The 16,063-nt window shown below is 46.0% G+C and carries 12 protein-coding genes and 1 pseudogene; all 13 read left to right on the top strand.

Features of this window, described 5'->3' with window-relative positions; all coding sequences use genetic code 11:
- Nucleotides 1-203, top strand: a pseudogene (gene tuf, locus L5M29_RS23010) (elongation factor Tu); the annotation flags it as partial.
- A gap of 261 nt (nucleotides 204-464) precedes the next feature.
- On the top strand, nucleotides 465-836 hold the full coding sequence (gene secE / locus L5M29_RS23005; RefSeq protein WP_006083613.1) for a preprotein translocase subunit SecE: 372 nt from the start codon (nucleotides 465-467) through the stop codon (nucleotides 834-836).
- Between the two features lie 9 nt (nucleotides 837-845).
- Entirely contained in the window at nucleotides 846-1,397 is a 552-nt protein-coding gene (gene nusG / locus L5M29_RS23000) for a transcription termination/antitermination protein NusG (protein ID WP_105251029.1), read from the top strand.
- 127 nt (nucleotides 1,398-1,524) lie between these two features.
- Nucleotides 1,525-1,953, top strand: a complete 429-nt coding sequence (rplK, locus tag L5M29_RS22995) for a 50S ribosomal protein L11 (RefSeq protein WP_006083611.1) — start codon at nucleotides 1,525-1,527, stop codon at nucleotides 1,951-1,953.
- 4 nt (nucleotides 1,954-1,957) lie between these two features.
- Nucleotides 1,958-2,659 (top strand): 50S ribosomal protein L1, encoded by a 702-nt coding sequence (gene rplA, locus L5M29_RS22990; RefSeq protein WP_105251030.1) that lies wholly within the window; start codon nucleotides 1,958-1,960, stop codon nucleotides 2,657-2,659.
- Between the two features lie 268 nt (nucleotides 2,660-2,927).
- Entirely contained in the window at nucleotides 2,928-3,428 is a 501-nt protein-coding gene (gene rplJ / locus L5M29_RS22985) for a 50S ribosomal protein L10 (RefSeq protein ID WP_006083609.1), read from the top strand.
- Nucleotides 3,429-3,482: 54 nt separating this feature from the next.
- A complete protein-coding gene (rplL, locus tag L5M29_RS22980; RefSeq protein ID WP_105251031.1) occupies nucleotides 3,483-3,848 on the top strand; it encodes a 50S ribosomal protein L7/L12 in 366 nt (121 codons plus the stop codon).
- Nucleotides 3,849-4,091: 243 nt separating this feature from the next.
- Nucleotides 4,092-8,123: a DNA-directed RNA polymerase subunit beta gene (gene rpoB / locus L5M29_RS22975; RefSeq protein ID WP_263170265.1), complete on the top strand. Its 4,032-nt coding sequence runs from the start codon at nucleotides 4,092-4,094 to the stop codon at nucleotides 8,121-8,123.
- Between the two features lie 84 nt (nucleotides 8,124-8,207).
- Nucleotides 8,208-12,425 carry a DNA-directed RNA polymerase subunit beta' gene (rpoC, locus tag L5M29_RS22970; protein ID WP_105251033.1) on the top strand — a complete coding sequence of 1,406 codons (4,218 nt, stop codon included), beginning with the start codon at nucleotides 8,208-8,210 and terminating at the stop codon, nucleotides 12,423-12,425.
- 179 nt (nucleotides 12,426-12,604) lie between these two features.
- A complete protein-coding gene (gene rpsL, locus L5M29_RS22965) occupies nucleotides 12,605-12,979 on the top strand; it encodes a 30S ribosomal protein S12 (RefSeq protein WP_006083605.1) in 375 nt (124 codons plus the stop codon).
- An 81-nt stretch (nucleotides 12,980-13,060) separates the two neighbouring features.
- Nucleotides 13,061-13,531 carry a 30S ribosomal protein S7 gene (gene rpsG / locus L5M29_RS22960; RefSeq protein WP_011787570.1) on the top strand — a complete coding sequence of 157 codons (471 nt, stop codon included), beginning with the start codon at nucleotides 13,061-13,063 and terminating at the stop codon, nucleotides 13,529-13,531.
- Between the two features lie 78 nt (nucleotides 13,532-13,609).
- Nucleotides 13,610-15,706 (top strand): elongation factor G, encoded by a 2,097-nt coding sequence (fusA, locus tag L5M29_RS22955; RefSeq protein ID WP_006083603.1) that lies wholly within the window; start codon nucleotides 13,610-13,612, stop codon nucleotides 15,704-15,706.
- Between the two features lie 72 nt (nucleotides 15,707-15,778).
- Nucleotides 15,779-16,063 (top strand): GTP-binding protein (locus L5M29_RS22950; RefSeq protein ID WP_261729865.1); only part of this gene is annotated, 285 nt, incomplete at its 3' end.

The following is a 16,063-nucleotide window of genomic DNA, read 5'->3' as shown; positions in this document are numbered from 1 at the left end:
GTCCACAGTTCTACTTCCGTACAACTGACGTAACCGGTACTATCGAACTGCCAGAAGGCGTAGAGATGGTAATGCCTGGCGACAACATCAAAATGGTAGTGACTCTGATTTGCCCAATCGCGATGGACGAAGGTTTACGCTTCGCAATCCGTGAAGGTGGTCGTACAGTTGGTGCTGGTGTAGTAGCTAAAATCATCGCTTAATTGCGATAGAAATTAGTTTGAAAAGGAAGCTTCGGCTTCCTTTTTTGTTTAAGTGGATTATTTCATAGGTTTTGTGGTTTGCATGGGATTCGCATCCTTGCTTACAAAGTCGAATAAGAATACAATCTATGGCCGATTTTTGACCCTGAGCTTATGCTATTTTGCGTTTCTAAGGGTGTTCGGAAATGCAGAGTGATGTGGGATTATGCCCGTCAATTAATGTGCTCTAAGCTCAGGCCGTATTGAGTAACGGAAAAACCGATGACAACAAATACTGAAAACCAGAACAATTCTCTGGATATCGTGAAGTGGGGTTTAGTGATTGTATTGCTAGCCGCTGCTGTTATTGGCAATCAAATGTATAGCGAAGCCAGTGCCGTCATACGTGCGCTTAGTGTTATCGTTGCATTCGCTATTGCTGGTTTTATTGCGCTTCAGACTGTAAAAGGTAAAAAAGCGTTAGCTTTTGCCCGTGAAGCGCATATCGAAGTGCGCAAGGTTGTATGGCCGACGCGTCAAGAAGCGCTAAACACCACTTTTATTGTCCTTGCAGCAACAGGTATCTTAGCTCTTATCCTTTGGGGTATGGATGCTGTGTTAATGCGAATTGTCAATTTTATCACTGGCGTATAGGCACCTCGAATGACTGAAGCTAAAGAAGCTAAAAAAAGATGGTATGTAGTGCAGGCATTCTCAGGCTATGAAGGCCGAGTTTGTAAGTCACTGATTGAATATATTAAAATGCATGGCATGGAAGCATACTTCGGTGAAGTATTGGTTCCGACTGAAGAAGTCATCGAAATGCGTGCAGGTCAGCGTCGCAAGAGCGAACGTAAGTTTTTCCCTGGCTATGTGTTAGTCCAGATGGAAATGAACGATGACAGCTGGCATTTAGTCAAAAGCATCCCGCGTGTTTTAGGCTTTATTGGCGGAACGTCTGATCGTCCTGCCCCAATTTCAGATAAAGAAGCTGATGCAATTCTGCGTCGCTTACAAGAAACGACAGCGTCACCGACTCATAGAACTATATTTGAGCCTGGTGAAGTGGTACGTGTGTGTGATGGTCCATTTGCTGACTTTAACGGCACCGTTGAAGAAGTGGATTATGACAAGAGCCGCGTGAAAGTATCAGTGATGATCTTTGGTCGTTCTACGCCTGTTGAACTTGACTTTAGTCAAGTTGAAAAAGGCTGATTAAATAAACTACAAAATCCGTTTGGCAACGGGTGCGAATTTCTATATAATTCGCACCCGTTGTTTTCGGGGGAGCATGTCAGCATGTCGCTGATGCGCGTTTGAACCCAAACTGAGGAAATGTCAGATGGCAAAGAAGATTGATGCTTATATTAAGCTACAAGTAAAATCCGGTTCTGCGAACCCATCACCACCAGTTGGTCCAGCTTTGGGTCAAAAAGGTGTGAACATCATGGAATTCTGTAAAGCGTTTAACGCCCGTACAGAAAAAATGGAAAAAGGCATGCCTATTCCAGTCGTGATCACTGTTTACAGTGACCGTTCATTCACTTTTGAAACTAAGACTTCTCCAGCGTCTTACTTACTGAAGACTGCTGCAGGCCTGAAATCAGGTTCTCCACGTCCAAACACTCAGAAAGTGGGTACTATCGCTCGCGCTAAAGTTCAAGAAATTGCTGAACTGAAAGCTGCCGATATGACTGGTGCTGACATTGAAGCGATGACTCGCTCAATCGAAGGTACTGCGCGTTCAATGGGTTTGGTTGTAGAGGATTAATATAATGGCAAAGCTAACTAAACGCATGCGCGTAATTCGCGAAAAAGTTGACGGTACTAAAAGCTACGATATCAACGAAGCTGTTGCTCTGTTAAAAGAATTAGCAACTGCAAAATTCGTTGAAAGTGTAGACGTAGCAGTTAACCTGGGTATTGACCCACGTAAATCTGACCAAAACGTTCGTGGTGCAACAGTGTTGCCACACGGTACTGGTCGTGACGTTCGCGTTGCAGTATTTACACAAGGTGCAAATGCTGAAGCTGCTAAAGCTGCTGGCGCTGAGCTAGTTGGTATGGATGATCTGGCTGAGAAAATCAAAGCCGGTGAAATGAACTTTGACGTAGTTATCGCATCTCCAGATGCAATGCGCGTTGTTGGTATGTTAGGTCAAATCTTAGGCCCACGTGGTTTAATGCCTAACCCTAAAACAGGTACAGTAACGCCAAACGTTGCTGAAGCTGTTAAGAACGCCAAAGCAGGTCAAGTTCGTTACCGTAACGACAAGAACGGTATTATCCACACTACTATCGGTAAAGTGGATTTCACACCAGTTCAATTGAAAGAAAACTTGGAAGCGTTAGTGTCAGCACTGAAAAAGGCTAAGCCTGCAGTTGCTAAAGGCATTTTCGTGAAAAAGATCAGCATCTCTACCACTATGGGTGCAGGTGTTGCAGTTGATCAAGCTACGCTTGAAACAACTCTATAATTTTACAAAGCGGGTGCATTAGTCTATAATGCGCGCACTTTGTGGGTTGAAGCCTGTTTTATCTTCCGTTTAGGCGGAATTTAACTCAGGTTTCCGTCCAAGACCGCAGGTGTTTTTTGTAAAAATAACTTAATTTCCTGCGTAGACGGTGTCAGGCCCCAGCTAAAATTTTTTACTGGATAATCTGCACCGTAAGTCACTAAATACATAAGTATTTAGTATGGTAAATACTAGGGAATACCCTAGGTAGAATCCAGGAGTAAAGCCAATGGCATTAAGACTCGAAGACAAAAAAGCGATTGTTGCTGAAGTCAACGAAGCTGCCAAAGGTGCGCTATCTGCAGTTGCCGCTGATTCTCGCGGTGTGACTGTAGGTGCTATGACCGGTCTGCGTAAAAAAGCTCGCGAAGCTGGTGTATATGTACGTGTAGTACGTAACACGCTAGCTCGTCGTGCTGTTGAAGGTACTGCTTTTGAGTGCCTAGCAGAAACGTTCACTGGCCCAACTTTGATTGCTTTTTCTTTAGAGCACCCAGGTGCTGCAGCACGTCTGTTAAAAGACTTTGCTAAAGAACAAGCTAACTTCGAAGTTAAAGGCGCAGCCTTTGAAGGGAATTTCATCCCTGCAGCTGAAATTGATCGTTTGGCGAAACTGCCAACATACGAAGAAGCACTAGCTCAGTTAATGATGACTATGAAAGAAGCATCTGCTGGCAAGTTCGTTCGTACACTGGCCGCCCTGCGCGATCAAAAACAAGAAGCCGCTTAATTTCAAGCTGGCTGCTTAATAAAATTGAATTCAGAACAATAGGAAACATTTGTTATGTCTATCACTAAAGACCAAATCTTAGAAGCCTTTGCAGCTATGTCTGTAATGGAAGTTGTTGAACTGATCGAAGCTATGGAAGAGAAGTTCGGCGTTTCTGCCGCTGCTGCTGTTGTTTCTGGCGGTGCAGAAGCAGTTGTTGTTGAAGAACAAACAGAATTCAACGTAGTTCTGACTGCTCACGGCGACAACAAAGTTGCAGTTATTAAAGCCATCCGTGGCGCAACTGGTTTAGGCCTGAAAGAAGCTAAAGCTATGTCTGAAGCTGCTCCAGTAGCAGTTAAAGAAGGCGTTTCTAAAGAAGAAGCTGAAGCTCTGAAGAAAGAACTTACTGAAGCTGGTGCTTCTGTAGAAATTAAGTAAGCTATTATTTAGCTTGCTCACCCAAGCCACTTGGGTGGAGGCTGGCGGTTTTTTAACCGTCGGCCTTTTTTGCGCTATATGCGCTGGCGATTTTTTTTCACCGTTTGTCGCCAAATTTTGCAGTCCCTAGCAGAGATTACTGGTTAGGTTCTTGCCATCAACGGTGATGGGCAAACGTGCTGAATTTTAATAACTTAAGTTATTTATTCAGTCTTGGTCACATCTCGTAAGCAGAGGAAACCCATGGTTTACTCCTATTCTGAAAAGAAGCGTATTCGCAAAGACTTTGGTAAGCGTCCAAAAGTTTTGGATATCCCTTATTTATTGTCTATCCAGCTAGACTCTTTTAAGAAGTTCACCGATCAAGATCCTACCGGTGAGCGCGGTTTAGAAGCCGCCTTCCGTAGCGTTTTTCCCATCAAGAGCTTTTCTGGTAACTCAGAACTGCAATACGTCAGCTATAAGCTTGGCGAGCCTGTTTTTGATGTGAAAGAGTGTCAGATCCGTGGTGTTACGTATTCAGCTCCACTACGCGTTAAATTACGCATGGTGTTGTATGACCGTGAAGCAGCGGCGGGCACAGTAAAAGATATTAAAGAACAAGAAGTCTACATGGGTGATATCCCATTGATGACGGATAACGGTACTTTTGTTATCAACGGTACTGAGCGTGTAATCGTATCTCAATTACACCGTTCTCCAGGCGTGTTCTTTGATCATGACCGTGGTAAAACCCATTCATCAGGTAAGGTGCTGTATAACGCACGTATTATTCCTTACCGTGGTTCATGGCTTGACTTTGAATTCGATCCTAAAGATGCACTATTTGTGCGTATTGACCGTCGCCGCAAACTGCCTGCGACCATCATGTTACGTGCATTAGAATATTCTACTCAAGAGATCCTCGATCTGTTCTTCGAACGCGTTGAGTTCAAGATCAAGAAAGATACTCTGGTCATGTCTTTGGTGCCTGAACGTCTGCGTGGCGAAACTGCCAGCTATGACATCAAGGATGCTGAAGGTTCTGTACTGGTTGAAGCGGGACGTCGTATTACTGCGCGTCACATTCGTCAGTTAGAAAAGACTAATACCACTGAGCTTGAAGTGCCAGTTGAATATATCGTGGGCAAATATGCTGCTCAAGATTATATCGATCCGGACACAGGTGAAGTTTTAGTCTCTGCCAACAGTGAAATTAGTTTAGAAGATCTGGCTAAACTATCATTGGCCGGTATTAAAGATATCAGCACGTTGTATATCAACGAGCTAGATCATGGTGCTTATATTTCAGATACGCTGCGTATCGATTCAACCACTAACCGCTTAGAAGCGCTGGTTGAGATCTATCGTATGATGCGTCCTGGCGAGCCACCAACCAAAGATGCTGCCGAAGCACTATTCCAGAACTTGTTCTTCAGTGAAGAGCGTTATGATCTGTCTAAAGTAGGTCGTATGAAGTTCAACCGTCGTCTCAGCATTCCTGATGACGAAGGTAGCGGTGTATTGTCTAAAGAAGACATCGTCGCGGTAATGAAGAACATCATTCATATCCGTAACGGTTTCGACGAAGTCGATGACATCGATCACTTAGGTAACCGTCGTATTCGTAGCGTCGGTGAAATGGCTGAAAACCAATTCCGTGTTGGTTTAGTCCGTGTTGAGCGCGCCGTGCGTGAACGTCTGTCTTTAGGCGATCTGAATGAGCTGATGCCACAAGACTTGATCAACGCTAAGCCAATTTCTGCTGCAGTGAAAGAGTTCTTCGGTTCTTCTCAGCTGTCACAATTCATGGACCAAAACAACCCGCTGTCAGAAGTAACGCATAAGCGTCGTATTTCTGCTCTTGGCCCTGGTGGTTTGACTCGTGAACGTGCAGGCTTCGAAGTCCGCGACGTACATCCAACGCATTATGGTCGTTTATGTCCAATTGAGACCCCTGAAGGTCCAAACATTGGTCTAATCAACTCATTAGCAAGTTTTGCCCGTACTAACTCTTACGGCTTCCTAGAAACGCCATACCGCAAGGTTATCGACGGCGTGATTACTGACGAAGTGGAATACTTGTCAGCAATCGAAGAAGGTCGTTATGTGATTGCACAGGCGAATATCGAAGTTGACGCTAGCGGTCGTATGGCAGAAGAGCAAATTGCTTGTCGTCATAAAGGTGAATCTACCTTTATGCGCGCTGCAGACATCCAGTATATGGACGTTTCGCCACAACAGATTATTTCTGTTGCTGCGTCACTGATCCCGTTCTTAGAACACGACGATGCTAACCGTGCCTTGATGGGTGCGAACATGCAACGTCAAGCCGTACCCACACTGCGTTCTGAAAAGCCGCTAGTAGGTACTGGTATTGAGCGTACTTTGGCTGTTGACTCTGGTGTTGTGGTTGTTGCTAAACGTGGTGGATTTGTAGACTACGTTGATGCGAGCCGCATCGTTGTTAAAGTAAATGAAGATGAGTTGCGCCCAGGCGAAGCCGGTATCGACATTTATAACCTGACTAAGTACACCCGTTCTAACCAAAACACTTGTATCAACCAACGCCCTTGTTGTGCTGTTGGTGAGCCAGTGGTTCGCGGTGACGTGTTAGCAGACGGTCCGTCTACTGACTTAGGTGATTTAGCCCTTGGCCAGAACATGCGTATCGCGTTCATGCCTTGGAACGGTTACAACTTCGAAGACTCGATCTTAATTTCTGAACGCGTTGCGCAAGAAGATCGTTTCACCACTATCCACATTCAGGAGCTGTCTTGTATCGCTCGTGATACTAAGTTAGGTAGCGAAGAAATCACTGCTGATATTCCAAACGTTGGTGAGTCTGCTCTGTCGAAACTCGACGAGTCAGGTATCGTTTACATTGGTGCAGAAGTGAAGGGTGGCGATATTCTGGTTGGTAAAGTGACGCCAAAAGGCGAGACTCAGCTGACACCAGAAGAGAAGCTACTCCGTGCTATCTTCGGTGAGAAAGCGTCTGACGTTAAAGACAGTTCACTGCGTGTTCCTAACTCTGTTAAGGGCACTATCATCGACGTTCAGGTATTTACCCGTGACGGCGTTGAAAAAGACAAGCGTGCAGTTGAAATCGAAGAGATGCACATTGCCCAAGCTCGTAAAGACTTAGGCGAAGAGTTCAAGATCCTTGAAGAAGGTGTTTTGAGCCGTGCACGTAACCTGTTAATCGGTGCTGGTTTCACTGAAGCGCAAATTGCTGCGTTGCCACGTAAAGATGTGTTGATTCAAGTCATTGACGATGAAGCAAAACAAACTGAACTTGAGCAATTAGCTGAACAGCATGAAGAGCTGAAAGCTGACTTCGATAAGAAGTTTGAAATCAAACGTCGCAAGATCACCCAAGGTGATGACTTGGCTCCAGGCGTACTGAAGATCGTTAAGGTTTACTTAGCGGTTAAGCGTACTATCCAACCTGGTGACAAGATGGCGGGTCGTCACGGTAACAAGGGTGTTATCTCTAAGATTTGCCCAATCGAAGACATGCCGTATGACGAGCAAGGCAACCCAGTAGACATCGTATTGAACCCGCTAGGTGTTCCATCACGTATGAACATTGGTCAGGTACTTGAAGTCCATATGGGCGCCGCTGCCAAAGGTATTGGTAACAAGATCACTGCGATGCTTGAAGAACAGCGCGAGCTGGCTGAAGTTCGTGGCTACATCAAGCAAGTTTATGAATTAGGTGACGAAGTGCAACAGCGCGTCGATATCGATTCATTCACTGATGATGAAGTATTACGTCTTGCGACTAACCTGAAAGGCGGTATCCCGATTGCAACTCCAGCATTCGACGGTGCTAAAGAGAAAGAGATCAAGCAGATGCTTGAACTTGCAGGTTTGCCAACCTCTGGTCAGTTGAAGTTGTTTGATGGTCGTACCGGTAACGAATTTGAGCGTCAAGTAACTGTTGGTTACATGTACATGCTCAAACTGAACCACTTAGTTGATGACAAGATGCACGCCCGTTCTACCGGTTCGTACAGCTTAGTGACTCAACAACCACTGGGCGGTAAAGCTCAGTTCGGTGGTCAGCGTTTCGGTGAGATGGAAGTGTGGGCACTAGAAGCATATGGTGCCGCTTATACACTTCAAGAAATGCTCACTGTTAAATCGGATGACGTTAACGGTCGTACTCAGATGTATAAGAACATCGTCGACGGTAACCATCAGATGCAACCTGGCATGCCAGAGTCCTTCAACGTGTTACTGAAGGAGATCCGTTCACTCGGTATTAATATCGAGTTGGATCAGGCATAAGCGCAGGCCTTTAGCCGCGTTTGGCAAACAGAATGGTGCTCCGTGCAAGCGGAGCACCCGGTTTAACTCCTTCAGGAGAGAAACGTGAAAGACTTATTAAAGTTTCTGAAACAGCAAAGCAAGACTGAAGAATTTAACGGTATCAAAATTGGTCTGGCATCGCCTGATCTGATCCGTTCTTGGTCTTTTGGTGAAGTTAAGAAGCCAGAAACCATCAACTACCGTACCTTCAAGCCTGAGCGTGAAGGTCTGTTCTGTGCGCGTATCTTTGGCCCAGTCAAAGATTACGAATGTTTGTGCGGTAAGTACAAACGTTTGAAGCACCGTGGTGTTATTTGTGAAAAGTGTGGCGTTGAAGTAACCCAAACTAAAGTACGTCGTGAGCGTATGGGTCACATCGAACTGGCTAGCCCAGTTGCGCACATTTGGTTCTTAAAATCACTGCCGTCACGTATTGGCTTAATGCTGGATATGACGCTGCGTGATATCGAACGCGTACTGTATTTTGAATCATTTGTCGTGATCGAGCCTGGCATGACCAGCCTTGAACGTGGCCAAATGCTGACAGAAGAAACTTATCTGGATGCATTAGAAGAATACGGTGATGAGTTCGAAGCTAAAATGGGTGCCGAAGCAGTACTTGAACTGTTACGTGCTATCGATTTAGCGAAAGAAATCGAACAAATGCGTGAAGAATTGCCTTCAATCAATTCTGAGACTCGTCGCAAGAAAGTGACTAAACGTCTTAAGTTGATGGAAGCATTCTACACTTCAGGCAACAAGCCTGAGTGGATGATCTTAAAAGTACTGCCTGTGTTACCACCTGACTTACGTCCGTTGGTTCCACTCGATGGCGGCCGCTTCGCGACTTCAGATCTTAACGACCTGTATCGCCGCGTGATCAACCGTAACAACCGTTTGAAGCGTCTGTTAGATTTAGCTGCGCCAGACATTATCGTACGCAACGAAAAGCGTATGTTACAAGAGTCTGTTGATGCGCTATTAGATAACGGTCGTCGTGGTCGTGCTATTACCGGTTCTAACAAGCGTCCTCTGAAATCTTTGGCTGATATGATCAAAGGTAAGCAAGGTCGTTTCCGTCAGAACTTATTGGGTAAGCGCGTCGACTATTCTGGTCGTTCGGTCATTACCGTGGGTCCTACTCTACGTCTGCACCAATGTGGTCTTCCTAAGAAGATGGCACTGGAACTGTTCAAGCCATTCATCTATGGCAAGCTAGAAGGTCGTGGCTTAGCTACTACCATCAAAGCGGCTAAGAAGATGGTTGAGCGTGAAGTGGCGGAAGTTTGGGACGTTCTGGATGAAGTGATCCGCGAACATCCAGTGATGCTCAACCGTGCACCAACACTGCACAGACTGGGTATCCAAGCGTTCGAGCCAGTACTGATTGAAGGTAAAGCAATCCAGTTACACCCACTCGTTTGTGCGGCATACAACGCCGACTTCGACGGTGACCAAATGGCGGTACACGTACCGTTAACACTGGAAGCGCAGCTTGAAGCCCGTGCCCTGATGATGTCTACCAACAACATCCTGTCACCAGCCAACGGCGAGCCTGTTATCACCCCGTCTCAAGACGTGGTATTGGGTCTGTACTACACCAGCCGTGAGCGTATTAACGGCCGTGGTGAAGGTATGGCATTTATGTCTGTTGCTGAAGTTGAAAAAGCTTACGCAACTGGTGCTGCTGAACTGCATGCCCGCGTTAAAGTACGCATCACTGAAACCATTATTGGTGATGATGGTGAGCGCACTGAACAACGCCGTATCGTTGATACGACTGTGGGTCGTGCTCTGCTGTCACTTATTCTGCCAGCAGGTTTGTCATTTGATCTGGTTAACCAGAACATGGGCAAAAAGCAGATCTCTAAACTGTTGAACACTTGTTATCGTCAACTGGGTCTGAAAGATACGGTTATCTTCGCTGACCAATTGATGTATACCGGTTTCCGTTTTGCAACCATCTCTGGTGCCTCTGTAGGTATCGATGACATGGTTATTCCAGACGAGAAATACACCTTAGTTGCTGATGCAGAAGCAGAAGTTCTTGAAATTCAAGAGCAGTTCCAATCTGGTCTAGTCACAGCCGGTGAGCGTTACAACAAAGTTATTGATATCTGGGCAAGTGCCAACGAAAAAGTTTCTAAAGCTATGATGGAAAACCTGTCAACTGAGACAGTGATTAACCGTGATGGCGTTGAAGAGAAACAAGCCTCGTTTAACAGCATTTATATGATGGCTGACTCAGGCGCTCGTGGTAGTGCCGCACAGATCCGTCAGTTGGCGGGTATGCGTGGTCTGATGGCTAAGCCAGACGGCTCAATCATCGAAACGCCAATTACCGCTAACTTCCGTGAAGGTCTAAACGTACTCCAGTACTTTATTTCTACTCACGGTGCGCGTAAAGGTCTAGCCGATACGGCATTGAAGACAGCGAACTCGGGTTACCTGACTCGTCGTCTTGTAGACGTTGCACAAGATTTAGTGGTTATCGAAGACGATTGTGGTACTCACGAAGGTCTAACCATGAAACCGCTGATTGAAGGTGGTGATGTGGTTGAGCCGTTACGTGAACGCGTACTGGGTCGTGTGGTTGCGATTGATGTGTTCTATCCAGGCACTGAAGACGTATTAGCACCACGTAACACGCTACTCGACGAAGCATGGTGTGACAAGTTAGAAGAGCATTCAATCGACGAAGTGATTGTACGTTCTGTTATTTCTTGTGATACCGATTTCGGTGTGTGTGCAGCTTGTTACGGTCGTGACTTGGCTCGTGGTCATATTATTAACCACGGTGAAGCCATCGGTGTTGTGGCAGCACAATCTATCGGTGAACCAGGTACACAGTTAACGATGCGTACTTTCCACATCGGTGGTGCGGCATCTAGAGCGTCTGCAGAAAACAATGTCCAAGTGAAAAACTCGGGTTCATTGAAACTGCATAATGCTAAGCATGTGACTAACAGTGACGGCAAACTGGTTATCGTTTCTCGTTCTTCTGAACTGGCTGTTATTGACGAGCTGGGTCGTGAGAAAGAGCGTTATAAAGTGCCATACGGTACTGTGCTCGAGAAACTAGAAGAAGCGGCTGTTGAAGCGGGCGATGTTATCGCTAACTGGGATCCACATACTCACCCAATCATTTCTGAAGTGGCGGGTAGTATCAAGTTCGTAGACATGATTGACGGTGTCACTATGACACGTCAAACAGACGAACTAACGGGTCTGTCATCAATCGTGATCCTTGACGTTGGTCAGCGTGGTACTGCGGGTAAAGAAATGCGCCCAATGATCCGTCTGCTTGGCGCTAATGGTGCTGACTTGATGATCCCAGGTACTGAAGTACCAGCACAATACTTCTTACCAGGTAGTGCGATCGTTAACTTAGAAGATAACGCGCAAATCAACGTGGGTGACGCATTAGCTCGTATTCCTCAGGAATCGTCTAAAACTCGCGACATCACCGGTGGTCTGCCACGCGTTGCTGACTTGTTCGAAGCGCGTAAGCCAAAAGAGCCTGCTATTCTGGCGGAAATCTCTGGTACCATCTCGTTTGGTAAAGAGACCAAAGGTAAGCGTCGTTTGGTGATTACACCTGCTGATGGCGGCGATCATTATGAAGAGATGATCCCTAAGTGGCGTAACTTAAACGTGTTCGAAGGTGAAAAAGTCGAACGTGGTGAAGTTATCGCTGACGGTCCAGAAGCGGCACACGACATTCTGCGTCTTCGTGGTATCCACAACGTAGCAAACTACATTGTGAACGAAGTACAGGACGTTTACCGTCTGCAAGGCGTGAAGATCAACGATAAGCATATCGAAGTGATCATCCGTCAGATGCTGCGTAAGTGTCTTATCACTTCTGCCGGTGACACTGACTTCCTCGAAGGGGAACAAGCTGAAGTGTCACGCGTGAAGATCGCTAACCGCGAACTGATCGCCCAAGGTAAAGTGCCTGCGACCTTTGAACGTGAACTACTGGGTATTACTAAAGCATCTCTGGCAACAGAATCCTTTATCTCAGCAGCATCGTTCCAAGAAACCACGCGCGTACTGACCGAAGCCGCCGTAGGTGGTAAGAGCGATCAATTACGTGGTCTGAAAGAAAACGTTATCGTTGGCCGACTGATCCCAGCCGGTACTGGTTACGCTTATCACAAGACTCGTAATGAAGCGCGTGCGAAGAAAAACGAACCTGTAGTAGTGAACAAGATCACTGCAAGTGAAGCCGAACAGAACTTGGCCGATCTCTTAAACTTGGCTGGTAGCCAAGATTAAGTAATAAGTTTGTTATAAAAAGGCGCCTATGGCGCCTTTTTTCTTGTAATATGCCGCAAAAGTTGGCTATTTCTTGACAGTCAGGCATTACCTTTCTAAAATTCCGCGTCCCACCATTGTGGGATATAGATTTTTCACACCTTATCGTTGAGTTTGATTCAACTGACTCGGAGCTATACATGGCAACTGTAAACCAGTTGGTACGTAAGCCACGCGCGCCAAAAGTCGACAAGACTAACGTGCCTGCGTTGAATGCGTGCCCGCAAAAACGTGGTGTTTGTACACGTGTGTACACTACTACCCCTAAAAAACCTAACTCTGCACTACGTAAAGTAGCTCGTGTGCGTCTAACTAACGGTTTCGAAGTTACTTCGTACATCGGCGGTGAAGGCCACAACCTGCAGGAACATAGCGTGATCTTAATCCGTGGTGGTCGTGTTAAAGACTTACCAGGTGTGCGTTATCACACTATTCGTGGCGCATTAGACTGTGCAGGCGTGACTTCACGTCGCCAAAGCCGTTCTAAATACGGTGCTAAGCGTCCTAAGTCTTAACTTATCCGTTAAGTAAGGCCAAGCTAGTTTTATTTTGAGAATTCCAGTTTTGGAAATCCCTGAAGCATACGGAGAATTGTTATGCCAAGACGTCGCGTTGTAGGACAACGTAAAATCCTACCAGATCCAAAGTTTCACAGTGAGTTGCTGGCTAAGTTCATCAACGTCATTATGCAAGACGGCAAAAAGTCGACTGCAGAAAAAATTATTTACAAGGCACTAGATGTTGTCGCTGAAAAGAAAAGCGAAAACCATTTAGTTATCCTTGAAGCAGCCCTGGACAACGTTCGCCCATCAGTCGAAGTTAAATCTCGTCGCGTTGGTGGTTCTACGTACCAGGTACCATGTGAAGTTCGTCCTGTGCGTCGTAACGCACTGGCGATGCGCTGGTTAGTTGAAGCTGCTCGTAAGCGTGGTGAAAAATCTATGGCTTTACGTCTGGCAGGTGAAATGCTGGATGCGTCTGAAAACAAAGGTACTGCTGTTAAGAAGCGTGAAGACGTGCATCGCATGGCTGAAGCTAACAAAGCCTTTGCTCATTACCGTTGGTAATATGATGGTGTGGGCTTAGGCCCACACCATAGTTGTTGATATTGCCAAGACTTAGGTCTTGGTGGAGAGGGTATAATCGTGGCTCGTACAACCCCAATTGAGCGTTATCGTAATATCGGTATTTGTGCTCATGTTGACGCAGGTAAAACCACCACAACAGAACGTGTTCTGTTCTATACCGGTTTGTCTCATAAAATCGGTGAGGTGCATGACGGCGCCGCTACCACAGACTGGATGGTTCAAGAGCAAGAGCGTGGTATCACTATCACCTCGGCTGCGGTAACCACATTCTGGCGTGGTATGGATGCTCAATTCACTGAACACCGCATCAATATCATCGATACCCCTGGTCACGTTGACTTTACTATTGAAGTTGAACGGTCTCTGCGCGTACTCGACGGCGCTGTTGTCGTTTTCTGTGGTTCATCTGGTGTTGAACCTCAGTCAGAAACAGTGTGGCGTCAAGCTGATAAATACCGCGTTCCACGTTTGGTATTTATCAACAAGATGGACCGTGCAGGTGCAGACTTTGAACGTGTAGTGAAGCAAATTAGAACTCGTCTTGGAGCCACTTGTGTGCCTATTCAATTGAATATCGGTGCAGAAGAAAACTTCAAAGGCGTGATCGACTTAATCAAGATGAAAGCAATTAACTGGAATGAATCAGACCAGGGTATGACTTTCACTTATGAGGAGATCCCTGCAGAGTTAGCAGCTAAAGCGGCTGAAATGCATGAGTATCTGGTTGAAGTAGCAGCCGAATCTTCGGATGAACTGATGGATAAGTACCTTGAAGAAGGCACGCTATCAGAAGACGAAATTAAAAAGGCGCTACGTCAGCGTACTATAAATAATGAAATCGTTTTAGCGACTTGTGGTTCTGCATTTAAGAACAAAGGCGTTCAAGCGGTACTTGATGCGGTTATTGAATTCTTGCCAGCGCCAATTGATGTGCCTCCAATTAAGGGCATCGATGAGAACGACCAAGAAGTAGAACGCCCATCAGATGACAATGCGCCTTTTGCTGCATTGGCATTTAAGATTGCTACAGATCCATTCGTAGGAACTTTGACCTTTATTCGCGTGTACTCAGGCGTACTCGAATCAGGTTCGGGCGTTTACAACTCTGTCAAACAGAAGCGTGAACGCGTAGGTCGCATGGTGCAAATGCACGCAAACGATCGCACTGAACTGAAAGAAGTCCGTGCTGGTGATATCGCAGCGGCGATTGGTCTAAAAGAAGTGACTACGGGTGATACGCTTTGTGATAACGATCATAGAGTGATCTTGGAACGTATGGAGTTCCCAGAGCCAGTAATTACCATTGCCGTTGAGCCTAAGTCAAAAGCCGATCAGGACAAAATGGGTATCGCGTTGCAAAAACTTGCAGCGGAAGATCCATCATTCCGAGTTGAAACTGACGAAGAATCATCACAAACTCTGATTTCGGGTATGGGTGAGTTACACTTAGACATCATCGTAGACCGTATGCGTCGCGAATTCGGTGTTGAATGTAACGTAGGTAAGCCACAAGTGGCCTACCGCGAAACTATCCGAGCTTCAGTAGAAGCTGAAGGTAAATTTGTACGCCAATCAGGTGGTCGTGGACAATTCGGTCACGTTTGGTTAAAACTAGAGCCTAATGAAGAAGGCGCTGGTTACGAATTTGTCAATGCTGTTGTGGGAGGTGTGATTCCTCGTGAATTCATTCCTGCGGTTGATAAAGGTATCCAAGAACAGATGAAGAATGGCGTTCTCGCTGGCTTCCCTGTGTTGGACGTGAAGGTCACTCTGTTCGATGGTTCATATCATGATGTGGACTCGAACGAGATGGCGTTCAAAATTGCAGGTTCTATGGGCTTCAAAAAGGGTGCGCTTGAAGCGAATCCGGCGTTGCTCGAACCTTGCATGAAAGTAGAAGTAACTACCCCTGAAAATTATATGGGTGACGTCGTTGGTGATTTGAACCGTCGTCGTGGCTTAATTGAAGGGATGGATGATGGCTTTGGTGGCATCAAAATAGTCCATGCTGTAGTGCCTCTTTCTGAAATGTTTGGTTATGCAACTGATTTGCGCTCTGCTACACAGGGTCGCGCTTCATACTCTATGGAGTTCTTGAAGTACTCTGATGCACCGCAAAACATTGCAAAAGCGATTATTGAATCTCGTAGCTAATATCCAGTTACGACATAAATGTTATTATGGTCCAGCACTGACTGGACTATTCTGAAAAGAAAGGAATATATCGTGGCAAAAGCTAAATTTGAACGTATTAAGCCTCACGTAAACGTGGGCACCATTGGTCACGTTGACCATGGTAAAACCACACTGACTGCAGCTATCTCTCACGTACTGGCTAAGACCTACGGTGGCGAAGCTAAAGACTTCTCTCAAATCGATAACGCTCCAGAAGAGCGTGAGCGCGGTATTACGATCAATACCTCTCACATCGAATATGACACGCCTTCACGTCACTACGCACACGTAGACTGCCCAGGCCACGCTGACTATGTTAAAAACATGATCACTGGT

The sequence above is a fragment of the Shewanella sp. SM95 genome (genome assembly GCF_025653595.1).
Lineage (GTDB): Bacteria > Pseudomonadota > Gammaproteobacteria > Enterobacterales > Shewanellaceae > Shewanella > Shewanella oncorhynchi.
Note: the sequence above shows the minus strand (reverse complement) of the source record. Positions and strands in the feature narration are given on the sequence as shown.